Source organism: Micromonospora sp. NPDC005707 (assembly GCF_040631005.1).
Classification (GTDB): domain Bacteria; phylum Actinomycetota; class Actinomycetes; order Mycobacteriales; family Micromonosporaceae; genus Micromonospora.
Genome location: NZ_JBEXYR010000002.1, coordinates 419,551 through 443,858 on the forward strand (window position 1 = coordinate 419,551; position 24,308 = coordinate 443,858).

General features: G+C 75.1%; 21 protein-coding genes and 2 pseudogenes. 4 read left to right on the forward strand and 19 right to left on the reverse strand.

All coding sequences use genetic code 11. The features are described 5' to 3' along the window. Positions 1-124: 124 nt before the first annotated feature. From ABZ452_RS04550 to ABZ452_RS04580, 7 genes are all read right to left on the reverse strand, one after another. Positions 125-1,591 (reverse strand): proton-conducting transporter membrane subunit, encoded by a 1,467-nt coding sequence (locus ABZ452_RS04550; RefSeq protein ID WP_357938837.1) that lies wholly within the window; start codon positions 1,589-1,591, stop codon positions 125-127. Further along, positions 1,588-3,096 carry an NADH-quinone oxidoreductase subunit M gene (locus ABZ452_RS04555; RefSeq protein ID WP_357938839.1) on the reverse strand — a complete coding sequence of 503 codons (1,509 nt, stop codon included), beginning with the start codon at positions 3,094-3,096 and terminating at the stop codon, positions 1,588-1,590. The genes ABZ452_RS04550 and ABZ452_RS04555 overlap by 4 nt, the downstream gene beginning before the upstream one ends. Further along, complete coding sequence (locus tag ABZ452_RS04560; protein WP_357938841.1) at positions 3,093-5,018, reverse strand: NADH-quinone oxidoreductase subunit L; 1,926 nt, start codon at positions 5,016-5,018, stop codon at positions 3,093-3,095. Before ABZ452_RS04560 ends, ABZ452_RS04555 begins: the two co-directional genes overlap by 4 nt. Continuing rightward, positions 5,015-5,362: an NADH-quinone oxidoreductase subunit NuoK gene (gene nuoK, locus ABZ452_RS04565; RefSeq protein WP_357938843.1), complete on the reverse strand. Its 348-nt coding sequence runs from the start codon at positions 5,360-5,362 to the stop codon at positions 5,015-5,017. The genes ABZ452_RS04560 and nuoK overlap by 4 nt, the downstream gene beginning before the upstream one ends. Then, on the reverse strand, positions 5,359-5,940 hold the full coding sequence (locus ABZ452_RS04570; RefSeq protein ID WP_357938845.1) for an NADH-quinone oxidoreductase subunit J: 582 nt from the start codon (positions 5,938-5,940) through the stop codon (positions 5,359-5,361). The genes nuoK and ABZ452_RS04570 overlap by 4 nt, the downstream gene beginning before the upstream one ends. Next, complete coding sequence (locus ABZ452_RS04575) at positions 5,937-6,530, reverse strand: NADH-quinone oxidoreductase subunit I (RefSeq protein ID WP_357938847.1); 594 nt, start codon at positions 6,528-6,530, stop codon at positions 5,937-5,939. The genes ABZ452_RS04570 and ABZ452_RS04575 overlap by 4 nt, the downstream gene beginning before the upstream one ends. Positions 6,531-6,599: 69 nt before the next feature. Beyond that, entirely contained in the window at positions 6,600-7,022 is a 423-nt protein-coding gene (locus tag ABZ452_RS04580; protein WP_357938849.1) for an ester cyclase, read from the reverse strand. 95 nt (positions 7,023-7,117) lie between these two features. Here ABZ452_RS04580 and ABZ452_RS04585 point away from each other — a divergent pair, with 95 nt between their 5' ends. Continuing rightward, entirely contained in the window at positions 7,118-8,173 is a 1,056-nt protein-coding gene (locus ABZ452_RS04585; RefSeq protein ID WP_357938851.1) for a glutathione S-transferase C-terminal domain-containing protein, read from the forward strand. Positions 8,174-8,185: 12 nt separating this feature from the next. Here ABZ452_RS04585 and nuoH read toward each other — a convergent pair whose 3' ends face one another. Together nuoH and ABZ452_RS04595 are read right to left on the reverse strand one after the other, a co-directional pair. Next, entirely contained in the window at positions 8,186-9,148 is a 963-nt protein-coding gene (nuoH, locus tag ABZ452_RS04590; protein WP_357938853.1) for an NADH-quinone oxidoreductase subunit NuoH, read from the reverse strand. 404 nt (positions 9,149-9,552) lie between these two features. Next, positions 9,553-10,119 (reverse strand): annotated as a pseudogene (locus ABZ452_RS04595) (NADH-quinone oxidoreductase subunit C); the annotation flags it as partial. A 114-nt stretch (positions 10,120-10,233) separates the two neighbouring features. On the opposite strand from ABZ452_RS04595, the gene ABZ452_RS04600 reads away from it, so the two are divergent. Then, on the forward strand, positions 10,234-11,280 hold the full coding sequence (locus tag ABZ452_RS04600) for a glucose 1-dehydrogenase (protein ID WP_357938855.1): 1,047 nt from the start codon (positions 10,234-10,236) through the stop codon (positions 11,278-11,280). 39 nt (positions 11,281-11,319) lie between these two features. Here ABZ452_RS04600 and ABZ452_RS04605 read toward each other — a convergent pair whose 3' ends face one another. Genes ABZ452_RS04605 through ABZ452_RS04625 form a run of 5 tightly spaced genes read right to left on the reverse strand, consistent with a single transcriptional unit; the run spans position 11,320 to position 16,545 of the window. Beyond that, entirely contained in the window at positions 11,320-12,636 is a 1,317-nt protein-coding gene (locus tag ABZ452_RS04605) for a DUF2252 domain-containing protein (RefSeq protein ID WP_357938857.1), read from the reverse strand. Positions 12,637-12,671: 35 nt separating this feature from the next. Then, on the reverse strand, positions 12,672-13,247 hold the full coding sequence (locus ABZ452_RS04610) for an NADH-quinone oxidoreductase subunit B family protein (RefSeq protein ID WP_357938859.1): 576 nt from the start codon (positions 13,245-13,247) through the stop codon (positions 12,672-12,674). 59 nt (positions 13,248-13,306) lie between these two features. After that, complete coding sequence (locus ABZ452_RS04615; protein WP_357938861.1) at positions 13,307-14,779, reverse strand: aminotransferase class V-fold PLP-dependent enzyme; 1,473 nt, start codon at positions 14,777-14,779, stop codon at positions 13,307-13,309. 51 nt (positions 14,780-14,830) lie between these two features. Next, positions 14,831-16,201 carry an MFS transporter gene (locus ABZ452_RS04620; RefSeq protein ID WP_357938863.1) on the reverse strand — a complete coding sequence of 457 codons (1,371 nt, stop codon included), beginning with the start codon at positions 16,199-16,201 and terminating at the stop codon, positions 14,831-14,833. A gap of 32 nt (positions 16,202-16,233) precedes the next feature. After that, positions 16,234-16,545: an MGMT family protein gene (locus ABZ452_RS04625; protein WP_357938865.1), complete on the reverse strand. Its 312-nt coding sequence runs from the start codon at positions 16,543-16,545 to the stop codon at positions 16,234-16,236. 13 nt (positions 16,546-16,558) lie between these two features. Between ABZ452_RS04625 and proB the strand changes: the two genes are divergently transcribed. Continuing rightward, positions 16,559-17,716 carry a glutamate 5-kinase gene (gene proB, locus ABZ452_RS04630; RefSeq protein ID WP_357938867.1) on the forward strand — a complete coding sequence of 386 codons (1,158 nt, stop codon included), beginning with the start codon at positions 16,559-16,561 and terminating at the stop codon, positions 17,714-17,716. 10 nt (positions 17,717-17,726) lie between these two features. Then, complete coding sequence (locus tag ABZ452_RS04635) at positions 17,727-18,968, forward strand: glutamate-5-semialdehyde dehydrogenase (RefSeq protein WP_357938869.1); 1,242 nt, start codon at positions 17,727-17,729, stop codon at positions 18,966-18,968. Positions 18,969-19,179: 211 nt separating this feature from the next. Here ABZ452_RS04635 and ABZ452_RS04640 read toward each other — a convergent pair. The 5 genes and pseudogenes from ABZ452_RS04640 to ABZ452_RS04660 form a co-directional block, all read right to left on the reverse strand. Further along, positions 19,180-20,049, reverse strand: a pseudogene (locus ABZ452_RS04640) (hypothetical protein); the annotation flags it as partial. A gap of 71 nt (positions 20,050-20,120) precedes the next feature. Next, entirely contained in the window at positions 20,121-21,368 is a 1,248-nt protein-coding gene (gene moeZ, locus ABZ452_RS04645; RefSeq protein WP_357939103.1) for an adenylyltransferase/sulfurtransferase MoeZ, read from the reverse strand. A 41-nt stretch (positions 21,369-21,409) separates the two neighbouring features. Further along, positions 21,410-22,294, reverse strand: coding sequence for a DUF3152 domain-containing protein (locus ABZ452_RS04650; protein WP_357938871.1), 885 nt, complete (start codon positions 22,292-22,294; stop codon positions 21,410-21,412). An 87-nt stretch (positions 22,295-22,381) separates the two neighbouring features. Further along, positions 22,382-23,257 (reverse strand): DUF3152 domain-containing protein, encoded by an 876-nt coding sequence (locus ABZ452_RS04655; RefSeq protein ID WP_357938873.1) that lies wholly within the window; start codon positions 23,255-23,257, stop codon positions 22,382-22,384. A gap of 5 nt (positions 23,258-23,262) precedes the next feature. Beyond that, on the reverse strand, positions 23,263-24,306 hold the full coding sequence (locus ABZ452_RS04660) for an alpha/beta hydrolase (protein WP_357938875.1): 1,044 nt from the start codon (positions 24,304-24,306) through the stop codon (positions 23,263-23,265). Positions 24,307-24,308: the final 2 nt, after the last annotated feature.

Consider the following 24,308-nt stretch of genomic DNA (forward strand, 5'->3'; position numbering starts at 1 on the left):
CGCGCGGGGCCCGCTGACCGGTTCAACAACACCGGTACCCGCCAACCATCCTGCTCATGGCTGAAAGTTGGCTGGGGATTCCTGTGAGCGCGCTGTGCCGGACGCCCACCAGGGGACGAACCCGTCAGCGGGCCGCCACGTCGAGCACCAGCTGCGGGGCGAACCCGAGCACCACGGCCAGCGCGGTGGCGACCCCGAGCGCGACCACCACGATCCGGGCCGGGCGGACCGCGACCCCGCCGGGAGCGGCGTAGAGGGTGGCGGCCAGGCGCAGGTAGTAGGCCAGGCCGAGCACCGCGTTCAGCGCCACCACGAGGGCCAGCCAGCCGGCGTGCCCGGCCAGCAGCGCGCGGACCACGGTCACCTTGGCGAACAGGCCGGCCAGGCCGGGTGGCAGCCCCGCCAGCCCGATGAGGGCCAGCGCGAACGCGCCGCCCACCCACGGGTGCCGGCGCGCCGCGCCGCGCAGGTCGGCCAGGGTGCCGCCGTCACCATCCGCCGGCCGCAGCGCCACCACCGCGGCGAACGCGGCCAGCTCCAGCAGCACGAAGAAGACGGTGTACGCGACGGCCGCGGCGTACGCCCCGGCGCGGGCGTCGGCGGTGCGCCCGGCGGCCAGCGCGAGCGCGCCCAGCGGGGCGAGGATGTAGCCGGCCTGGGCCACCGACGACCAGGCGAGCAGCCGGACCGTACGCCGCTGGCGCAGCGCCACGAGGTTGCCCACGGTCATGGTGAGCACCGCCAGCAGGGCCAGGACCGGGCCGGTCACGGTGGCCGGCAGCGCCCGCTGCACCACGGCGAGCAGCGCCACCACGCCACCCAGCTTCGAGGCGGTCGACAGGTATGCCGCCACGGGCAGGGGCGCGCCGTCGTAGGTGGCCGGCGCCCAGGCGTGGAACGGCACCGCGGCGACCTTGAACGCCAGCCCGGCCACCACCAGCGCCACGGCGACCGTGGTGAGCGGCAGGTCGAGCAGGCCGCCCCGGTCGGCGGCGAAGGCCGCGCCGAGCCGGTCGAGGTGGACGGTGCCGGTCACCGCGTAGAGCAGCGCCGCGCCGAGCAGGGTGACGGTGGTGGCCACCACGCTGACCACGAAGAAGGTCACCGCGGCCTCGGCCCCGGCCAGGCTGCCCCGGCGCAGCCCGACCAGCACGTAGAGCGGCAGGGTGAGCGTCTCCAGCGCCACGACCAGGGTGATCAGGTCGCCGGCCGCCCCGAGCACCACGCCGCCGGTCATCGCGCAGGCGAGCAGGAAGCAGTATTCCCCGACCGGGACGCCGCCGGCGCGCAGCAGCGGGCCGGAGAGCGCGAGCACGCCGAGGGTGAGCAGCGCGATGACCACCGCGACCAGCGCGGCCCGCCCGGTCCAGAGCCAGGAGCAGTCCGCCCCGACGCAGAACGTGCGGCGCTCGCCGGCCGCGCCGACCAGCGCCGCGCCGAGCGCCGTGCCCGCCGCGCCGAGGGCGGCCACGGTCACCGTGGCGGCGGCCCGCGCGGCCAGCAGGTCGACCAGGAGCACCAGCACGGCCGTGCCGGCGGCCAGGTAGGCCGGCAGCAGCGCCACGTTGTCCACGCTCTGCACGACGCTCATCTGGTCACCACTCCCACGAGGGCGTCGACCGCGCCGGACGCATAGGACAGGACCAGTGCCGGGGCCAGGCCGACGGCGAGGGCGAGCAGCACCAGGGGCGCCCAGGCGGTCAGCTCCGCCCCGGCCAGGCCCGGCGCGAGCGGGGCCACCGCCGGGCTGGGCCGCCCGTGGGTGACCCGGCGCAGCAACCGCAGGAGGTACGCGGCGGTCAGCGCCCCGCCCAGCGCGGCCAGCACCGCGAGGGTGGTCCACAGCCCGCCGCCCCGCCGGACGGCGGCCACCACGGCGAACGCCTCGCCCCAGAAGCCGGCCAGCCCGGGCAGCCCGAGCGAGGCGACCGCCGCGAAGCCGAGCAACCCGGCCAGCCGGGGCGCGGTCTCCCGCAGCCCCGACAGCTCGGCCAGCGACCCGGTGTGCGTCCGGTCCTTGACGGCCCCGGCCAGGAAGAACAGCAGCCCGGTGATCACGCCGTGGGCGATGTTGCCGATCAGCGCGGCCTGGAGGCCGGTGGCGGTGAGCGTGGCGACCCCGAGCAGCACGAAGCCCATGTGCCCGACGCTGGAGTAGGCGATGAGCCGCTTCAGCTCGTCCTGGGCGAGGCAGACCAGGCCGCCGACTCCGATCGCCGCGACGGCGAGCACGCCGAGCACCGGCGCGGCCCAGCGGGCGCCCTCCGGGGCCACCCCGACCGCCACCCGGATGAGCCCGTACGTGCCCATCTTGAGCAGCACCCCGGCCAGGATCACACTGCCGACCGTGGGTGCCTGGGTGTGCGCGTCGGGCAGCCAGGAGTGCAGCGGCCAGAGCGGGCTCTTCACGGCGAAGGCCAGCGCCAGCAGGGTGAACGCGGCGAGCTGGGTGCCCCGGGACAGCCCGGCGCCGCCGGTCAGCGTCACCAGGTCGGCGGTGCCCGCGGCGGCGACCACCACGTAGACGCCGACCAGCAGCAGCACCGAGCCGAAGAGGGTGTAGAGGGCGAACTTGCGGGCCGCCCGGCGCCGGTCCTCGCCGCCCCAGCCGGCGATGATCGCGTACATGGGCAGCAGGACGACCTCGAAGAACAGGAAGAACAGCACCAGGTCGAGGGCGAGGAAGGTGCCCAGGATGCCCACCTCGACCACCAGCAGCAGCGCCACCAGGGCCCGCCCGCTGCCGCCCCCGGCGGGCACCCGCCAGAGCGTGTAGCCGCAGCAGAGCAGGGTGAGCAGCGCGGTGAGCACCACCAGCGGCCAGGAGATGCCGTCCACCCCGAGGTGGAAGCGCAGGTCGAGGCCGGGCACCCAGGACACGTCCACCTGGTGCCAGGCCTGCACGGCCGGCCGGGGGCCGTAGCCGAACCAGCCGTGGTCGCCGCCGACCAGCGGCAGCGTGGCGAGCAGGGTCAGTGCGGCGGCGGCCGTGCCGACCACCCGGCCGGCCCGGTCGCCGGGGACGGCGGCGGCCGCGACCGCCCCCAGTGCGGGGATCGCGAGGACCGCGACCAGCAGGAACTGCCCGAACGTCATGAGGTCACTCCGATCAGGGCGACCGCGAGGCCGATCAGCAGCGCGCCGGCCAGCACCCCGGCCGCCGCGCGGGGCAGCGCGGCCCGGTGCAGCGCGGCCAGCCCGCCGCCCAGCTCGACCGCGGCCCGGCCGCTGCCCTCCACGAGGCCGTCCACCCCCAGCTCGTCACCGGTCCGCACGACCCGGGCCAGGGCGGTGGTCGGGCGTACGACGAGGGCCTGCTGGACGTCGTCGAGCCGGAACGCCCGGGCGAAGACCGGCCGCAGCGGACCCAGGTAGCGCGCCGGGTCGGCCGCCGGGTCGCGGCGCCAGCCGGCCCAGGCGACGCCCGCGCCGGCCAGCAGCAGCAGGAACGGCAGGACCAGGTTCGGCGCCAGGTGGACCAGCTCGACCGCCTCGCCGGAGGAGTCGGCGGGCACCCGCAGCCGGTCGGCGAACCACGGCGCGAAGGCGGCCAGGCCGAGCAGGGCGGCGGGCACCGCGAGCAGCAGCACCGGCCAGCGCAGCACGGCCGGCGGGTCGTGCGGGTGCGCCAGCGGGATCCGGGTCGCGCCGAAGAAGGTCCGCAGGAGCAGGCGGGTCGCGTACCAGGCGGTGACCGCGACGCCGAGCAGCCCGGCCAGCCAGACCAGCCAGCCCACCCAGGCCGGGGCCGGGCCGGCGCCGTCCAGCGCGGCGGCCTGCGCGGCGGCGAGCACCCCGTCCTTGCTCCAGAAGCCGGACAGCGGCGGCACCCCGGCCAGCGCGCCGAGGCCGATCAGCATGCACCAGAAGGTCACCGGCATGGCGGCGCGCAGCCCGCCCATCCGCGACATCAGGGTGGTCCCGACGGCGTGGATGACCACGCCGGCCGCGAGGAACAGCAGCGCCTTGAACGCGGCGTGGGTGAGCAGGTGGAACAGGGCCGCCGCGGGAGCGCCGACGGCGAGCGCGCCGGTCATGTAGCCGATCTGGGAGACCGTCGACCAGGCCAGGACCCGCTTGATGTCGTCCTGTGCGGTGGCCGCGAACGCGCCGAGCAGCAGGGTGACCGCCGCCATCACCCCGAGCACGGCGAGGGCAGCCGGGGCCTGCGCGAACAGCGGGAAGAGCCGGGCCACCGCGTAGACCCCGGCGGCGACCATGGTGGCCGCGTGGATGAGCGCGGAGATCGGGGTGGGGCCGGCCATGGCGTCCGGGAGCCAGGTGTGCAGCGGGAACTGCGCGCTCTTGCCGGCCACCCCGGCGAGCAGCAGCAGGCAGGCCGCCGTGAGCGTGCCGGTGGAGTAGTCGTGGGCCAGCACGTCGGCGATCCGGAAGCTGCCCGCGCCGACGCCGAGCAGCGCGATGCCGAGCAGGAAGCCGACGTCACCCACCCGGGTGACCAGGAACGCCTTCACGGCGGCGGCCGGCGCCTCGGGCAGCCGCCGGTCGTGGGCGATGAGCAGGTAGGAGCAGATGCCCATCACCTCCCAGCCGACCAGCAGCAGGATCAGGTCACCGGAGACCACCACGGTCAGCATCGCGGCCGTGAACAGGCTGATCTGGGCCGCGTAGGGCGGGTAGCGGTGGTCCACCTCGACGTCGTCGTGCGGGCCGCGCCGCAGGTAGCCGATCGAGTAGACCTGCACGGCCAGGGCCACCGCGGCCACCGCCACGGCGACCAGCACGGCCACGCCGTCCAGCCGGTAGCCGAGGGTGACCCTCAGCCCGCCCAGGTCGACCCAGTCGGTGCCGCCCTCGACCGGCCCGTCCACCCGGAGCAGCAGGCCCACCGCCGCCAGCAGCGCGAGCGCCGCGCCGGCCACGCCGAGCGCGACGGCCGCCCGCCGGGCCGGGCCCTCCCCGGTGGCCGCCCCGCGCGGCGACGGCGGCAGGAGGAGGCCGAGCAGGCCGGCGACCAGGGGTACGCCGGGCAGCGCCACCGCGAGCAGTCCGGTCACGTGTCCCCCTCGCCCCGGTCGGCGGCGACCCCGGCGGGCGCCTCGGTCAGCGGCACGTCGTCCACCGTGACGCTGGCCCGCAGCCGGTAGAGCTGGAGCACGATGGCCAGCCCCACGCCGATCTCGGCGGCGGCGAGCACGATCACGAAGAGCGCGAAGACCTGGCCGGAGTGCGGCAGCGCGGCCCGGACCGTGGTGTCGGCGGTGACGAGGATCAGGTTGACCGCGTTGAGCATCAGCTCGACGGCCATCAGCACGAGGACGGCGTTGCGGCGGCGCAGCACGCCGTAGACGCCGAGGCCGAACAGCAGCGCGGCGGTGACGTACGGGATGACCGGCCTCACGCGCGCCCGCCCTCGTCGGCGGCGACGACCGGGCGGGCCGGCTCGACGCCCCCGGCCGGCCCGGCGGCCGGGGCCGCGCCGGGGCGGCCGATGTCGGGTCGGGAGAGCACGATCGCGCCGACCAGGGCGGCGAGCAGCAGCACCGACAGCACCTCGAAGGGCAGCACCCAGGAGCGGAACACCTGCTCGCCGAGGCGCTCGGCGGTGCCCGCGGCGGGCAGGTCCACCCGGGACCAGCGGAACGCGTCGACCAGCAGCACGGCCAGCCCCAGGCCGCTGCCGGCGCCGATCAGCGCGGCCGGCCAGCCGGGCCGGTCGAGGTCGTCGGAGGGGCCGATCGGGGCCCGGGTCAGCATCACCGCGAACAGCAGCAGCACCACCACCGCGCCGACGTAGATGAGCACCTGCACCCAGGCCACCAGCTCGGCGCTCAGCACGAGATAGTCGCCGGCCAGCGCGCCCAGGCAGACCACCAGCCAGAGCCCGGCCCGGACCAGGTGCCGGGTGCCCACCACCAGCGCGCCCGCGCCCACGGCCACCGCGCCGAGGGCGAGCAGCAGCACGTCCGCACCCGTCATGACGGGTCGCCTCCGCCCTGCTCGGCGCCGGGTTCCGGGCGGGCCGGGGCCGGACGCGCGGCGGGGGCCGCGGCCTTGCGGGCGGCGGTGGTCTCCTCCTTCGAGGGGTCGCCGTGCGGGTCGTGGGCGGGCGGCGGCGGGACGGTGACCATCCACTCGCCGAGATGATCCTTGTCGTGCAGCAGGTCCTTGATGTCGTACTCGGCGTACTCGAACTCGGGCGACCAGTAGAGCGCGTCGAACGGGCAGACCTCGATGCAGATGCCGCAGTACATGCAGAGCGAGAAGTCGATGTCGAACTTGTCGAGCACGTTGCGCTGGCGGGGGCGGGCGGCGCCGGGCACCGCCACCTCCTCCTTGTGCGAGTCGATGTAGATGCACCAGTCCGGGCACTCGCGGGCGCAGAGCATGCAGACCGTGCAGTTCTCCTCCAGCAGCGCGATCACGCCACGGGAGCGGGGCGGCAGCTCGGGGACGACGTCCGGGTACTGCTGCGTGGTCGAGCGGCGGGTCATCGTCTTCAGCGTGACCGCCAGGCCCTTTACCAGCCCCTCGCCGGGCACGCCGCTGCGCTCACTCATGCCGCCCATCCTGCCCTGTGGCCCACCCGCGCGCGACCACCACCCGGCCGATCGCCCGCCGGCACACCGCCGGGCCGGTCAGGCGTCGGTGGCCGGCAGCGGCGGGAGCATCTCGACGCCGAGTTGCTGGAGGAGCTGGAACAGCTCGTTCACGCTCCACACGTCGACGATCCGGCCGGTCTCGTCGAAGCGGAGGAAGCTCGCCCCCGAGTAGCTGACCACCCGGCCGGTCGGCGGCACCGGACCGAACTGCCCGGCCTGGGTGCCGGCGGCCCGCCAGTGCACGGCCACCCGGTTGCCGGCGGCCACCACCTCAACGACCTTGTAACGCAGGTCCGGGAAGGACGCCCGCCGGTCGCGGTGCCAGGCCAGCGTGGCCTCCGGGCCGGTGCCGCCCAGCCCCGGGCAGGCCTCGGCGACGAGGTCGTACGCGCTCTCCTCGCGGCCGGCGTTCCACACGTCGGCGATGAAGCGTCGGGCCGCCGCCTCCACATCCGTCACCGCGGCAGCCTAGCCCCGGTCGTGCCGACTCGGCCTGCCGGAAGCCGGCGGAGCGACCATGATGGGACCGGACAGCGACATCCTCGGGAGGCCGCGTGGGCGGCAACGGCGACGAGATCCTCGACCGGACCGGCGGCAAGTACGTCGAGCCGGGCGGCGAGTTCACCCGGGACCAGCGGTACATCGCCACCCGGATCACCGCGGACGGTTCGAGCGGCTGGCCGGTGGAGCCGGGCCGCTACCGGCTGGCGGTCAGCCGGGCCTGCCCGTGGGCGAACCGGCTGATCATCGTCCGGCGGCTGCTCGGGCTGGAGGACGCCATCTCGATGGCGGTGGCCGGGCCCACCCACGACAAGCGCAGCTGGACCTTCGACCTCGACCCGGGCGGCCGGGACCCGGTGCTCGGCATCGAGCGGCTGGCCGACGCCTACTTCGCGCGCTTCCCCGGCTACGAGCGGGGCATCACCGTGCCGGCCATGGTGGACGTGCCGACCGGTCAGGTGGTCACCAACGACTACGCGCAGATGAGCCTGGACCTGTCGACGGAGTGGACCGCCCACCACCGGCCGGGCGCGCCGGAGCTCTACCCGGAGCGGCTGCGCGGCGAGATCGACGAGGTCAACGCGGCGGTCTTCGCGGACGTGAACAACGGCGTCTACCGGTGCGGCTTCGCCGGCAGCCAGGAGGCATACGAGCGGGCGTACCACCGGCTCTTCGACCGGCTGGACTGGCTGACCGAGCGGCTGACCGGGCAGCGCTTCCTGGTCGGTGACACGATCACCGAGGCGGACGTCCGGCTGTTCACCACGCTGGTCCGCTTCGACCCGGTCTACCACGGCCACTTCAAGTGCAACCGGCAGAAGCTGACCGAGATGCCGGTGCTCTGGGCGTACGCGCGGGACCTGTTCCAGACCCCGGGCTTCGGCGACACCGTCGACTTCGACCACATCAAGCGGCACTACTACGAGGTGCACCTGGACATCAACCCGACCGGGGTGGTGCCGCTCGGCCCGGACCTGGCGAACTGGCTCACCCCGCACGGGCGGGAGCAGCTCGGCGGCCGCCCGTTCGGCGACGGCACGCCGCCGCTGCCCGCGCCGCCGGACGAGCGGGTCGACCCGGAGCACACCCCGCTGCGCGACGCCGCCTGAACCCGCCCGTCCTCAGATCGCCAGGCGGACGGCGGCGGTCAGCACGAGCTGGGCCAGGGCCAGGGGGACGAGCACCAGCCAGCACAGGCGCTGGAGCTGGTCCTCGCGCAGCCGCGGGTAGCTCACCCGGAGCCAGATGATCACGAACGCGACGGCGAACACCTTGAGCAGGGTCCACAGCCAGCCGAGCTGGGCGTCGGCGAACGGGCCCTGCCAGCCGCCGAGGAAGAGCACCGTGGTCAGCGCGGCGATCACCACGATGCCCACGTACTCGGCGAGCAGGAAGAACGCGAAGCGCAGGCCGGTGTATTCGGTCATGTAGCCGAAGACCAGCTCGGAGTCGGCCACCGGCATGTCGAACGGGGGCCGGCGGATCTCGGCCAGCCCCGCCACGAAGAAGATCACCATGGCCGGCGCCTGCCAGAGCAGCCACCAGGGGCGCCACGCCTCCACGATGCCGGGCAGGCTGAGCGTGCCGGCCGCCATCGCCACCGAGGCGGCGGCCAGCACCAGCGGCAGCTCGTAGCCGAGCAGCTGGGCCGCCCCGCGCAGGCCGCCGAGGAGGCTGTACTTGTTGGCCGAGGCCCAGGCCGACATGAGCACCGCGAGCACCCCGATGCCGACCACGGCCAGCACGAAGAACAGGCCGATGTCCAGCGGCTGCCCGACCAGGTCGCCCGGACCGAGCGGGATGACCAGCAGGGCGAGCAGGTAGGGCACCAGGGCCACGGCCGGGGCCAGCCGGAACACCGGCCGGTCCGCCTCGCGCGGGGTGACGTCCTCCTTCTGCACAAACTTGATGCCGTCGGCGACGAGCTGCGCCCAGCCGTGGAAGCCGCCCGCGTACATCGGGCCGAGCCGGCCCTGCATGTGGGCCATCACCTTGTGCTCGGCCTGGCCCACGATCAGCGGCAGGGTGAGGAACGCGACGAGCACGCCCACCACCCGGAGGACCAGCTCCAACCAGTCCGGCATCAGGCCTTCCCCTCCTCGGCGTCGGTGCCCGGCGCCGGACGCTCCCCCGCCGGCTCCTGCCGCGCGGGACCCGCCGGCCGGTCGGGACCGGTGGACCGCTCCCCCGCCGGCTCCTGCCGCGCGGGACCCGCCGGCCGCTCGCCGGGCACCGGACGCCCGAGCGGGCCGGGCTCCTGCGGCGGAGGGGCGGGCTCCCGGCGGGCCGGACCGGTCGGCCGGCTCGCGGCGGGTTCGTCCGGTCCCGGACGCGCCGGACGCTCTCCCGGCGCGGGACGCTCGCTCGTGGGACGGGCCGGACGCTCGCCCGGTGCGGGGCGCGCCGGGCGTTCCCGGGTGGGGCGGGCCGGCGTACCCCCGCGGGGGCCCTCGCCCACCCTGGCCGCGCCGGCCGGCGTGGGCGTCGTCCCCCACTCCCCCGGCGCCGGGACGCCCGGCGGCCGGATCGGCCGGCGGCCGCCGCCGGCCTCCGACTCGCCGGGTTCCTTGGCGCCCGGCCACGGCTTGGCGACCCGGGAGGCGAGGACGAACTCCTTGCGCAGCGGGTGACCCTCGAACTCCGGCGGCAGCAGCAGCGGCCGCAGCTCGCCGTGCCCGTCGAAGCCGATGCCGAACATCTCGTGGGTCTCCCGCTCGTGCCAGGCCGCGCCGGGGAAGACGTCGACCACGGAGGCCACGACCGGCGTCTCCCGCGGCACCCGGGTGCGCAGCAGCAACCCGTGCCGGTGGCGGATCGACCAGAGGTGGGCCACCACGTCGAAGCCGTCGGCCAGCTCGTCGACGGCCGACAGCCAGTCGAAGAAGTCGCAGTCCAGCTCGGCGTCGTCGCGCGCCGCGCGCACCGCGTCGCGCCAGCTCGCCAGGGGTACGTCGACGGTGGCGCGGGCGTGGCCCTGACCGCCGGAGACCGACACGGTGGCCGCCACGGGCGCGAGCAGCGCGACCACCCGCCGGCCGACCTCTTCCGGAGTCATGCCGCTGATCCTAGGGCCGCCGGCCGGGAGGCGTGTCGGGCCGTCCGCGCTCCCCCGGGCCGGATCCGCCGCTTTGCCGGGCGAGCGGGCCCGCGGCGGGGAAGGATGAACATCGTGCGCGCTGTCACTGTGGCTCCCGGAGTTCGCGACTCGCTGCGCCTCGACGACGACTGGCCCGAGCCGGCCGCGGAGGAGGGCGCGATCCTGGTCCAGGCCGTCGCGGTCGGCATCTGCGGAACCGACCAGGAGATCATCGCGGGCGAGTACGGCGAGGCCCCGCCCGGCCAGGAGCGGCTGGTGCTCGGGCACGAGTCGCTCGGCCGGGTGCTGGAGGACCCGTCAGGCACCCTTCAGCCCGGTGACCTCGTGGCCGGGATCGTCCGGCACCCCGACCCGGTGCCCTGCCCGAACTGTGCCGTCGGCGAGTGGGACATGTGCCGCAACGGCCGCTACACCGAGCACGGGATCAAGGGGCTGCCCGGCTTCGCCCGGGAGCGCTGGCGGGTGCAGCCGAGGTTCGCCGTACGCCTGGACCCGGCGCTCGCCCCGGTCGGGATGCTGCTGGAGCCGACCAGCGTGCTGGCGAAGGCGTGGGACCACATCGAGCGCATCGGCAGCCGGGCCGTGTGGCAGCCGCAGAGCGTGCTGGTCACCGGGGCCGGCCCGATCGGGCTGCTGGCCGCCCTGCTGGGCATCCAGCGCGGGCTGTCGGTGCACGTGCTGGACCGGAACAAGACCGGTCCGAAGCCGGAGCTGGTCCGTGCGCTCGGCGCGACCTACCACACCACGACGGTCGCGGAGCTGGACTTCGCGCCGGACGTGGTGGTGGAGTGCACCGGCGCCCCGGTGGTGGTGCTGGACGCGATGACCAAGGCCGGGACCAACGGCATCGTCTGCCTGACCGGGGTGTCCAGCGGCGGCCGGACGATCGAACTCGACGCGGGGGCGCTGAACCGGGAGCTGGTGCTGGAGAACAACGTGGTCTTCGGCTCGGTGAACGCCAACCGGCGGCACTGGGAGCTGGCGGCGGAGGCGCTCGCCCGCGCCGACCAGTCCTGGCTCAGCTCGCTGATCACCCGCCGGGTGCCGCTCTCCTCGTACGCCGACGCCTACGCCTCCACGGGCGAGGACATCAAGGTGGTGCTCGACTTCGAGCAGTGAGGCGGGGCACCGGAGCGCGGGCTCCGGCGCCCCGCGACCTCAGATGCCGGGCAGCCGGCCGTTGCGGAACAGGTCCACGAAGAGCTGGTGGTCCTCGCGGGCCCGGATGCCGTAGGTGTGCGCGAAGTCGATCAGGTAGTCGACGAAGCGCTCCGCGTCGGCGTCCACGACCGCGACGATCGCCTCCTCGGTGGAGTAGTCCACCAGGTCGTGACTGGACTCGTCGTCGGCCACCGAGTGCATCCGGGCCACCGCCCGGCCCAGGTCGGTGAGCACTCCGGCGAGCTCCTCGGGCTCGTTGACGTCGGCCCAGTCGAGGTCGGCCGCGTACGGGGAGACCTCGGCGACGAGCTGCCCGGCCCCGTCCAGCTCGGTGAAGCCGAGCCACGGGTCGGCGTGCGCCTGCAACGCCCGCTGCGACTCGGCGGTCCGGTGCCCCTGGTGCCGGAAGTACGAGCGGACCCGCTCGTCGTCGATGTGCCGCGCCACCGCCGGCACCTGCGCCTGCTTCATGTAGATGACGACGTCGTTCTCCAGCGCCTGGGTGTGCCCCTCCAGCAGCAGGTTGTACGAGGGCAGCCCGGCGGAACCGATGCCCACCCCCTTGCGCAGCACGACGTCCTTGATGTTCGCGGCGACCGGGCGGAGCCGGGCGGTGGCCGTCGGCAGGGTGCCCAGGTAGTCCTGGAACGCGGCGCAGACCTGCTCCCGGGTCGCGGCGTCGACCTCGAAGACCCCGTCGACGAGGGAGAACCGGCGCTCGTAGTTGTCGATGGTGGTCTGCGTGGCGAGCAGGTCGACCCGGGTGTTCAGCCGGGCCTGCTGGAGCACCCGGCGCAGCACCCCGTCGGCGTTCTCCAGGGTGATCGAGCCGATGGCGTCGTCGCCGCCGGCCGCGATGGCCCGCAGCTCGGCCAGGTACGACCGGGCGAAGCCGGCCACCAGCTCCCCGATCACCCGGTCGGAGAGCGCCTTGGCGTAGCCGAGCAGGGCCACGCTGGCGGCGAAGCGCTTCAGGTCCCAGGAGAACGGCCCGACGTACGCCTCGTCGAAGTCGTTGACGTTGAACACGAGCTGCCCGGAGCCGTTCATGTAGGTGCCGAAGTTCTCCGCGTGCAGGTCGCCGTGGATCCACACCCGGCTGGTCCGGTCGTCGAGGAACCGGTCGCTGGCGAAGTCACCGCGCTGGTCGGCGTAGAAGAGCGAGGCGCTGCCCCGGTAGAAGGCGAACGGGGAGGCGGCCATCTTGCGGAACTTGCGGCGGAACGCCGCCGGGTCGATCGCCATCGACGCGCCGAACTCCGCGGAGAGCACGTCGACGATGAAGGCGGAACGCTTGTCCGCGGACTGGGTCATGATCGCAGGCTAGCCCCGCGCCGCCACCTCGCGGCTCAGCCGGCCGGGGGACGTACCGGTGGCGCGGTGAGGGATTCCACCGGCCGGGGGGTGCTCTCCGCGGGCCGGGGGTCGACCGGTGGGGCGAGCCGGTCCGGGCGCGGCACGCCGCCGACGCCGGACTGCTCGGCGGCGATCTTCTCCTGGAGGCGGAGGATGCCGTGCAGCAGCGCCTCCGGGCGGGGCGGGCACCCGGACACGTAGACGTCGACCGGGATGAGCTGGTCGACACCCTTGGTCACCGAGTAGGAGTCCCAGTACGGTCCGCCGCAGTTCGAGCAGGCGCCGAACGAGATCACGTACTTCGGTTCGGGCATCTGGTCGTAGAGCCGCTTGACGGCCGGGGCCATCTTGTCGGTGACCGTGCCGGAGACCACCATGAGGTCGGCCTGGCGGGGGCCGTGGGCGAACGGGATCACGCCGAGCCGCATGAAGTCGTGCCGGCCCATGCTGGTGGCGATGAACTCGATGGCACAGCAGGCCAGCCCGAAGTTGAACACCCAGAGCGAGTAGCGGCGGCCCCAGTTCAGCACGAACCGGATCGGCTCGCCGAGCACGGCCGGCACCTGCACCTCGGGCCTCCCTCGCAGATCCCCCTGACGTGACAGTCAATCACAGCACGACGGTGGCCTCACCAGGTCGGTCGTTGCAGCAGCCCGACGAACTCCACGAGCAGCCGCTCCCGCAGCCGGACCGGGGCCGCCTCGAGCAGGGTGTTCACCGCCGCCATCCGGTCCGCCGGCCCGGCGCCGAGCCCCAGGCCGGCGGCGAGCCCGACGATCAGGTCGGGGGTGAGCGCCTCCGGGGTGAGGCTGCCGGCCAGCGCCAGCAGCTCCGGCGGCAGCACGACCGGCCCGGCCGCCCGGGCGGCCGCCACGGCCTCGGCCAGCGCCGGGCCGAACTCGGCGACCCGCGGGGCCACCGCGGCGGTCACCGTGAGGTGCACGCTGGCCGGCAGGCCGGCGTACGCGAGTTGCGGCTGGGTGTGCCAGCCCCGGGCGGTCAGCTCGTCGACCAGCACGAACAGGTCCAGCCCCGGGTCGTCGGCGGTGAAGCAGACCACCGTCGACTCCGGCTCGGCCAGCAGCCGCAGCCCGTCGACCGCGCGGACCGCGTCGGCCAGCCCGGCGACCGCGTCCCGGGTCAGCGCGGCCAGCCGCAGGTAGCCGTCCTCGCCGAGGTGCCGCAGGGTGGCGTACGCGGCGGCGATCGGCCCACCCGATCGGGTCGAGGCGATCACCGGGTTGACCATCGTGTAGCCGGGCCAGTCGGCGTACGCGAAGAACTGCGGTGCGCGCAGCCCCGCGTCCCGGTGCAGCAGCACCGACACGCCCTTCGGGGCGTACGCGTACTTGTGCAGGTCGACCGAGATCGAGGTGACCCCGGGCACGGCGAAGTCGAACGGGGGCACCGGGGCGCCGAGCCGGCGCAGCCAGGGCAGCGTCCAGCCCCCGAAGCAGGCGTCCACGTGGCATCGCACCCCGGCCGCCGCCGCCACGGCCGCGATCTCCGCCACCGGGTCGACGACGCCGTGCGCGTACGACGGCGCGGAGGCGACCACGAGCACGGTCTCGGGCCGGATCGCGGCGGCCACGTCGGCGACCGCCGGGCGCAGGGTCGCCGGGTCCACGGGCACCGGGTCGAGGGCCACCCGCAGGTAGTGGGCCGCCTTGGCGAACGCGGCGTGCCCGCTGACCGGCACCACGATGCGCGGCTCCGCGAGGTCGGGCCGGGCGTCCCGGGCCGCCTTGACGGCCAGGATCAGCGACTCCGTGCCGCCGCTGGTGACGCTGCCGACCACGTCCGGCGCGGACGTGCCGGGGCCGCCGCCGAGCAGCCGGGCGGCCGCGCCGACGACCGCGTTCTCCATGGCCAGCAGGGACGGGAAGGCGGTCGGGTCCAGGCCGTTGACGTGGGCGCTCTCGGCGTGTGCGGCCTGCGCCAGCTCGTCCAGCCCGGCCACTCCGGGGTCGTAGACGTAGGCGAACAGCCGCCCGCCGTGCGTCGGGCGGTCGGCCGCCCGGAGGGCCCGGATCTCGTCGAGCACCCGTGCCGCGGGCACCCCCTCGACGGGCAGCGCGCCCGTACCTGCCGTGTCGGTCATCGTGCTCGGGGTTTCCTCTCGTGACGGTCCGGGCGGACGGACGCGCGTGCCTCAGGCCCGCGCCGCCGGCGCGACCCCGCCGGGTGCGGACGCGGCGGCCAGGTGGGCCGGGGTCAGGGTGTAGCCGCGCAGCAGCACCACCGGGGCGGCGACCAGCAGGGCCGGCAGGACGGTGAAGCCGAGCAGCACGCCGAGCCGGGCGGTCGCCGACTGAGCCGCCGCGACCCCGGTCGACGAGGAGACGTAGCCGGAGAGCTGGAGGACCAGGCCGTAGATGCCGGGGCCGAGGGCCAGGCCGAAGGTCTCCCCGGCGGTCCACAGCCCGGTGAACACGCCGGCCTGCCGCCGGCCGGTGCGGGCGGTGTCGTAGGCGATGCAGTCCGGCAGCATGGCCAGCGCGAAGACCTGCTGGCCGGCGTAGCCGACGCCGATGAGGGCGACCACGGCGTACACCCCGGCGGCCGGCAGCGCGGGGGACGCGACCAGGGCCAGCGCGCCGGCCGCGAAGATCAGCGAGGCGGCGATCAGCGAGGCGCGCTTGCCCAGCCGGGCGCCGGCCCGGGTCCACAGCGGCATGACCAGCAGCGCCGGGCCGACGAAGCAGGCGAAGAGCAGGGTCGGGCCGCTGTCCGGGGCGCGGAGTACCTGGCCGGCGAAGTACTTCACCCCGGCCAGCACGGTCGCCACGCCGGCGGACTGGATCACGAAGCAGACCAGCAGCACGCGGAACGGCCGGTTCCGGCCGGCGACCGCGAGCTGGGCGCGCAGGCTCGGCTCGCTCTCCCCCACCGTGCCGGCCGGCGCGGACCGGGTGCCGAGGAATGCGCCGATCGTGCCGGCCACGATGAGCGCCGCCACGAACAGGCCCATCCAGCGGTGCCCGGGCACGCCGTCACCGCCGGCGGTCACCACGGCCGGGGCCACCGCCCCGGAGACCAGGATGGCCAGCGCCAGCACCGCGATCCGCCAGCTCATCAGCCGGGTACGCTCCGCCGGGTCGTCGGTCAGCTCGGCGGGCATGGCCACGTAGGGCACCTGGAAGAAGGCGAACGCGGTCGCGGTGGCCAGGAACGCCACGGCCACGTACGTCCCGGCGGCCGGGCCGGACCCGAACGGCGCGGCGAAGATCGACGCGAAGAGCGCGGCCAGCGCCAGCCCGCCGCCGAGCAGCCAGGGCCGGCGTGCGCCCCAGCGGGACCGGGTCCGGTCGGAGATCCGCCCGGCGACCGGGTTGACGAGCACGTCCCACGCCTTCGGCAGGAGCACCAGCAGGGCGGCCACCCCGGCCGCGACGCCCAGCGTGTCGGTGAGGTACGGCAGCAGGAGCAGCCCGGGCACCGTGCCGAACGCGCCGGTGACCAGCGAGCCCAGCGCGTATCCGGCGTGCACCCGGCGAGGCAGGCTCCCGCCCGTTCCTGTCATGGAGCCGAATGCTACTCACGTTATGTCGGCGGTCACATCCCCTCGTCGGGCGACCACGCCGCCGCCATGTCCACGCCCGAGGGGCGCAGGGGACAGCCCTCGGCACGCAGCCGGGCCCGGGCCTCCACCTCGTGCCCCGGCGGCAGCCGGCCGGCCGAGTTCACCACCCGGTGCCACGGCACCCCGCCACCGTGCCGGGCCATGATCGAACCGACCAGCCGGGCCGACGCCCGCCCCGACCGCTCGGCGAGGGCGTCGGCCACCGCCCCGTACGACATCACCCGGCCCGGTGGGATCCGCTCGACCAGGTCCAGCACCGCCTCGACGTACTCGTCAGGTGTCACGGGCTGCCACGATATGGGAACGCGCCGGGGTGCGGCGGACCGCAGCGCGCAGAATGGTCCGGTGCGCGAAGCAGTCACCTCGGCCCGCCGGATCGTCGTCAAGATCGGCTCGTCCTCGCTGACCACCCCGGCGGGCGGCCTGGACGACACCCGCGTCGACGGGCTGGTCGACACGCTCGGCGCGCTCGCCGCCGCGGGGCGCGAGGTCGTACTGGTCTCCTCCGGTGCGATCGCCGCCGGCCTGGCCCCGCTCGGGCTGCCCCGGCGCCCCCGCGACCTGGCCACCCAGCAGGCCGCCGCCAGCGTCGGGCAGGGCCTGCTCATCGGCCGGTACGCGGCGGCCTTCGCCCGGCACCGGCTGACCGTCGGGCAGGTGCTGCTCACCGTCGACGACGTGACCCGGCGGGCGCACTACCGCAACGCGTACCGGACCCTGCGCAAGCTGCTCGACCTGCGGGCCGTGCCGATCGTCAACGAGAACGACACGGTCGCCACCGAGGAGATCCGGTTCGGCGACAACGACCGGCTCGCCGCGCTGGTGGCCGCCCTGGTCGACGCCGACCTGCTGGTGCTGCTGTCGGACGTGGACGCGCTGTGGACCGGTGACCCGACCCGCGCCGGCAGCACCCGGATCAGCGAGGTGCACGGCGAGGGCGACCTGGCCGGCGTCGACATCGGCGGCGCCGGGCGGGCCGGGGTGGGCACCGGCGGCATGGTCACCAAGGTCGAGGCGGCCCGGATAGCCACCGGCTTCGGCGTACCCGTGGTGCTCACCGCCGCGCCGCTGGCCGGGCCGGCGCTGGCCGGCGAGCCGGTCGGCACCTTCTTCCACCCGAGCAGCCGGCGCCCGGCCGCCCGGCTCTTCTGGCTGGCGCACGCCACCGCGCCGCGCGGCCGGCTGCACCTCGACCCCGGCGCCGTGCAGGCCGTGGTCGGGCGGCGCAAGTCCCTGCTCCCGGCCGGGATCACCGCGGTCGACGGCGCGTTCACGGCCGGGGACCCGGTGGACCTGGTCGACACCGAGGGCGCGCCGGTCGCCCGCGGGCTGGTCAACTACGACGCGGTCGAGCTGCCCGGGCTGCTCGGCCGCTCCACCTCGGAACTCGCCGCGGCGCTCGGCCCGGCGTACGAACGGGAGGTCGTCCACCGCGACGACCTCGTCCTGCTGTGAGGAGTACGCGATGAGTGTGGTGGAGCAGGCCCGCCGGGCCCGGGGCGCGGCGGAGGCCCTCGCGGTCGCCACCCGTACGGTCAAGGACGCCGCGCTGCACGCGATGGCCGACGCGCTCGTGGCGCGTACCCCCGAGATCCTGACCGCGAACGCGGCGGACCTGGCGGCCGGCCGGGAGGCCGGGCTGAGCGCGGCCGTGCTGGACCGGCTGGCCCTCGACGAGGCCCGGGTGGCCGGCATCGCCGACGCGCTGCGGCAGATGGCCGCGCTGCCCGACCCGGTCGGCGAGGTGGTCCGCGGCGCGACCCTGCCCAACGGGCTGGAGCTGCGCCAGGTCCGGGTGCCGTTCGGGGTGGTCGGCATCATCTACGAGGGCCGCCCCAACGTGACCGTCGACGCGGCCGGGATCTGCCTGAAGTCCGGCAACGCCGCGCTCCTGCGCGGTTCCTCCTCGGCGGCGCACTCCAACGCCGCCCTGGTCGCGGTGCTCCGCGACGCGGTCGCCGGAGCCGGCCTGCCGGCCGACGCGGTGCAGCTCCTCGACGCCAGCACCCGCGACTCGGTCAAGGAGCTGATGCGCGCCCGGGGCCTCGTCGACGTGCTGATCCCGCGCGGCGGCGCGTCGCTCATCCGGACCGTGGTCGAGGAGTCGACCGTGCCGGTGATCGAGACCGGGGTGGGCAACTGCCACGTCTACGTGGACGCCGCCGCCGACCTGGCCAAGGCCGTGGCGGTCACCCTGAACTCCAAGACGCAGCGCCTGTCCACCTGCAACACGGCCGAGTCCCTGCTGGTGCACGCGGGCGTCGCGGACGCCTTCCTGCCGGCCGTGCTGGCCGCCTTCGCCGACGCCGGGGTGACCGTGCACGGCGATGCGCGGGTCGCCGCCTACTCCGACGCGGTGGTGCCGGCCACCGACGAGGACTTCGACACCGAATACCTCTCCGCCGACATCTCGGTCGCCGTTGTCGACTCGCTGGACGCGGCGGTCGCGCACATCCGGCGGCACGGCACCGGCCACACCGAGGCGATCGTCACCGACTCCCAGCCGGCGGCCCGCGAGTTCGTGGCCCGGGTGGACGCGGCCGCGGTGATGGTGAACGCCTCCACCCGGTTCACCGACGGGGGCGAGTTCGGCTTCGGCGCCGAGATCGGCATCTCCACGCAGAAGCTGCACGCCCGCGGCCCGATGGGGCTGCCCGAGCTGACCAGCACCAAGTACGTGGTCACCGGCGACGGCCACCTGCGCTGAGCGGGCCGGCTCAGGCGGTGGGCGCGGCCGGCTCCGGTGGCGCCGACTCCGGTGGCGGAGCGGACGGCGGGGCCGGCCTCGGCAGCGGCACGACGGGCGGCAGGACCAGGTCGCCCGAGGGCGCCGGACGTGGCGCGGGCACCAGCGGCGGCGCGGCCGGCTGCGGCGCGACGAACGGCGCGCCGGAGACCGGAGCCTCCGGGGTGGTGGGGCGGCAGGCCCGGATCGCCCGCAGCGTGGTGTGCACGTCGAACTGGTGGCCGTCGTCGCTGTCCCAGCCGCCGTCGCTGCGCTGGGTCTCGGCGAGCCGCCGCCGGGCCGAGACGAGCAGCCACTGCTCCTCGCCCACGTCGACCCGGCGCAGCGTGGCGGCGAGCCAGGCCACGTCGGCCGGCGACATCTGCGGGATCCGCTCGGCCAGCACGGCCTGGATCCGGGCGGACTCGTAGTAGAGCTGCTGGCGGTGCAGCACGGCCGCGGCGAGCCAGCCGGCCGGGAGGAACGACGGCCAACTGCCGTCCGGCGCGAGCTGCGCGGCGAGCGCGTGGGCCGCCGCCTGCACCACACCGGCGTACGCCCCGCCGACCCGGTGGTCGAGCGGCCCGGCGGCGCGGGCGTCCAGCCCGGCCACGGTGAGCCAGAACCCGGCGTTGGCGGTGAGGAAGAGCCGGGCCTCCGGGTCGCCCGGGGTGGCCCACTCGGGGGCGAACCCGGCCAGCGACGGGTCCTCGTCCCAGCCGCCGTCGGCGAGCTGGCGGGCGGCCAGCCAGTCCAGGGCGTGCCGGGCGGCCGGGCGGCCCAGCGCCCCGAGGTCGTCCAGCTCGGACAGGCGGTAGCAGGTGGCGTCGACCGAGGCGACCTCGCCGTCGAGCACGGCCGGCCACCCACCGCCGGATGCCTGCCCGGCCTCGGCCGCGTCGAGCAGGTCGGGCGGCACCGGTGCGCCGGTGCGCAGCCGGGAGAGGCGGGCGCGGTCCACCGCGTCGCCGTGCGCCACGACGAAGCCGATCGCCGCGTCCAGATCCACCACGGCAGTCACGCTACCGGCGCAAACGTGGTTACGCCTCGGTAGCTCGGCCAGGGGTGGCCCGGCCCACCGGCGGTACGCGAAGGGCCCTCCCGGCACACCCGGGAGGGCCCTTCGACGTGACCTCAGTAGGCCGGCAGCGCCGGGTCGATCTGCTTGATCCAGGAGAGCACGCCGCCCTGGACGTGCACGGCGTCCTTGAAGCCGGCCGCCTTGAGCGCGGCGAGCGCCTCGGCGGAGCGGACACCGGACTTGCAGTGCAGCACGATCTGCTTGTCCTGCGGGAGCCTCGCCAGCGCCCCGCCCGAAATGATCTCGCCCTTGGGGATCAGGGTGGCGCCGGGGATCCGGACGATCTCGTACTCGGCCGGCTCGCGGACGTCGACCAGGAAGAAGTCCTTGCCGGCGTCCTGCCACTCCTTCAGCTCCAGGGCGGTGATGGTCGAGTCGACCACCGCCTCCTGCGCCTCGTCGGAGACCGCGCCGCAGAAGTCCTCGTAGTCCTCCAGCAGGTCGGTGACCGTCGGGTTCTCGCCGCAGAGCACGCAGTTCGGGTCCTTGCGGACCTTGATCTTGCGGTAGCTCATCTCCAGGGCGTCGTAGACCATCAGCCGGCCGACCAGCGGCTCGCCGATGCCGGCGAGCAGCTTGATCGCCTCGTTGACCTGGATCGACCCGATGGACGCGCAGAGCACGCCCAGCACGCCACCCTCGGCGCAGGACGGGACCATGCCGGGCGGCGGCGGCTCCGGGTAGAGGCAGCGGTAGCAGGGACCGTGCTCGGCCCAGAACACCGACGCCTGGCCGTCGAACCGGTAGATCGAACCCCAGACGTACGGTTTGCCGAGCAGCACCGCCGCGTCGTTGACCATGTAGCGGGTGGCGAAGTTGTCGGTGCCGTCGACGATCAGGTCGTAGCCGGAGAAGATCTCCCGGACGTTGTCCCGGTCCAGCGCGGTGTTGTGGATCTCCACGTTGACCAGCGGGTTGATCTCGCGGATCGAGGCGGCGGCGGACTCGGCCTTGGACCGGCCGACGTCGGACACGCCGTGGATGATCTGGCGCTGGAGGTTGGACTCGTCGACGGTGTCGAAGTCGATGATGCCGAGGGTGCCGACACCGGCGGCGGCGAGGTACATCAGGGCCGGCGAGCCGAGACCACCGGCGCCGACGCAGAGCACCCGGGCGTTCTTCAGCCGCTTCTGCCCCTCGACCCCCACGTCCGGGATGATCAGGTGGCGGGAGTAGCGGCGGATCTCGTCTACGGTCAGCTCGGCGGCGGGCTCGACGAGCGGGGGCAACGACACGGTGGACTCCCCGGGATCGGCGGTGGGACCGCGCCATTGTCGCTCGCCCCGGTGGGGATCGGCCATGATGAGGGCCACGTCGCCCGACATGCGGGAGCGGGAATAACTCAGACCCCGTCGGTCGGCTCGCCGGAGTAGCGAACCCCGTCGACGTACGGCCAGGCGTTCGCCACGCAGCCGTCCAGCCCGTACGTCTGCTGCTGCATCACCGGGGCGGCGGCGCCGGGCTCGGGGCAGGCCTGGTGCAGTTCGCCGAACTCGTGCCCGACCTCGTGGTTCACCACGTACGTCCGGTAGACGTCCAGCGGGGCGCCGTAGTCGGGCACCGCCTCCATCCACCGGGCCAGGTTGATGACCACCCGGCCGGGCAGCCGGCAGGAGGTGTACCGCTCGGTGCTCAGCCCGCCCTCGGCGCACATCCGCTCCGAGGTGGCCGGGGTGGCCAGGTAGATGGTGAAGTCGGCGACGGCCGCCTCGGGCACCCGCTGCACCCGCAGCTCGCCCGAGGCGATCCAGCTGCGCGGGTCGCCGAGCACCGCGTCCACGGTGGCGGCGAACTCGTCCACGTCCTGCCCGGCGTCCTGCTCGACCTCGACCCGGTAGCGGCGCAGCGGGCCGTCGTAACCGCGTACCGGCGAGCGGCCGTCGGCGGCGGCGAAGCTGCCCGGGCCGGCGGTGGGGTATCCGCCCGGCTCGGATCGGGGCCCGTCGCCGGCGCCGTTGGCCAGGGAGGGGTTGGCTGCGGCCAGCGGATGCCGGCCGGACAGGTGCACCAGCCCGCCCGGCCCGGCCAGCCGGGTCACCCCGGCCGCGCCGGCCACCGCGACGAGCAGCGCCACCAGGAGCAGCACGGCCCGCCGGCGGCGCCGCCGCATCCGGCGCAGGCCGGGACGGGCCGGCGGGGCGGTTCCCGGGTGGGCCGGCGGGCGGGCGAAGTCGAGCCGGGGCGGGCGGGGATCGTCAGGCGGGTCGTAAGGGGACGACGACGTCATGCCCTCAGCGTGCCACGTCAATTCGGGCAATTAGCCCTTTTTGCCGCTTCTCCCACGGAATACTTCTCATCGCCACGATCAGGTCTTTCAGACCGGCGGACCGGTGTACCGCTTCCCGTCCACGTACGGCCACGGATTCGGCCGGCAGCCGTTCAGGAAGAGCGTCTGCTGCTGCATCACCGGCGCCACCCGGCCCTTCCCCGGGCAGGCCTCGTGGTGGTGCCCCAACTGGTGACCGACCTCGTGGTTGATGACGTAGAGCCGGTAGGTGTCCAGCGGGAGCTTCGCCGCGACCAGGTGCGGCACCGAGATCCGCCACCGGTCCAGGTTGATCACCACCTTGCCGGTGACCCGGCAGGACGTGTACGGCACGCCGCCCACCCGGATGTCGATGCCACCGGCGCGGCAGAGGCGGCCCGCGGTGTCCCGGGTCGCCAGGTAGATCGTGAAGTCCGACCGGCTGCCCGGCCCGACCCGCTGCAGTCGCAGCTGGCCACTGTCCACCCAGCTCCCCGGCCCCGCCAGCGCCCGCTGCACGGCGTCACCGAAGGCGTGCGCGTCCTCCCCGGAGCCGTTCTCCACCGCCACCCGGAACCGGCGCAGCACGCCGGCCCGGCCCAGCACCCCGCCGGTCCGGTCGTCGTAGCCGAAGCTCCCCCGGCCGTGCGCGGGCACCGGACCGGGCATCCGCAGCACCGGCGTGCTCGGCACCGGATCCGGCGACGGTGAAGGCGACGACGACGGCGACGCGCTCGACGGCGCCGGCCCCCCGGCCGGCTGAGGTGGCTGGGTCGTCGAGCCGGAACTGACGAGCGCCTCGGCCCCGACCAACGGATGTTGCAGCGCGACCCCGATGCCGACCGCGGCGGCGACGAGGAAGGCGCAGATCACCACGGCGGACCGCCAGCGGCCGGCGGGCGGGGCGGTGGGCCGCGCGGCACGCGGACGGACGGAGGTGGGCATCCGGCTCAGCCTGCCATGTCGCGGCGCCGCCCGCTCTCCCCCGTTTCGGTGATCAGTGCCCTGGCCTGGGCATCCGGCCGTTCCCCACCCGGCGGCGACCCGTCGGGGGACGCCTCGGCGAGCAGCGCCAGCACCGCCCGTGCCACGGTCCGGGGCACCTCCAACTGGGCCACGTGCCCGACGCCGTCGAGCGACAGCAGGCGGCTGTCCGGGATCACCCGGGCGGCCTGCGGCGCCACCCGCACGTCGACGAGGCGGTCCTGCCGCCCGCCCACCACGAGCGTCGGCACCCGCACCCGCGCCGCCAGCCGCCACAGCGACCCCGACCCGGGCAGGTACGACCGCAGGAAGCTGGAGACCAGGCCACGGAAGGTGCGGACGTAGGCGGCGGCGTAGTGGGCCGCCTCGTAGCGGATCCGGATCTCCTCGATCGCCTCCTGCCGGCGCTGCTCGCTGATCCGGGTCAGGTCGGCGATGCACGCCTCCATCACCTGCTCAGCCATCACCTCGGGGGCGACCTGGGCCAGCCGCCAGGCGGCCAGCCGCTCGCCCCGGGGGATCGCCAGCAGTGGCAGCATCCGGCCCTGCAGCGAGCGCCGGAAGTCCAGGAACGGCAGGGCCGGGGAGATCAGGGTCAGCGTCCGGACCAGGTCCGGACGCAGCGCCGCCACCCGGACGCAGACGGCGCCGCCGAGCGAGTTGCCGAACAGGTGCACCGGCCCCCGGTCGCTGTGCTCGATCCACCGCACCACCCGGTCGGCGAACGACGGCACCGTGTAGCGCCGGCCCGGCTCGCTGCGCCCGAAACCCGGCAGGTCGATCGCCTCGCCGTCGAGCCGGTCGGCGAGCAGGCCGGCCAGGTCCGTCCAGTTCTGTGACGAGCCGCCGAGGCCGTGCACGTACAGCGCCGGCTCCGCGCCACGGGCGGTGGCCGGGGTGTCGCGCACGTACGTCACCGTGCCGTCGAGACGGACGTTGCGGCCGGGCCAGGGCGGCGGGACGTGGTGCGCGGGCAGGAGGTGCTCCGGCCAGAGGGCGGCGGGCTTCATGG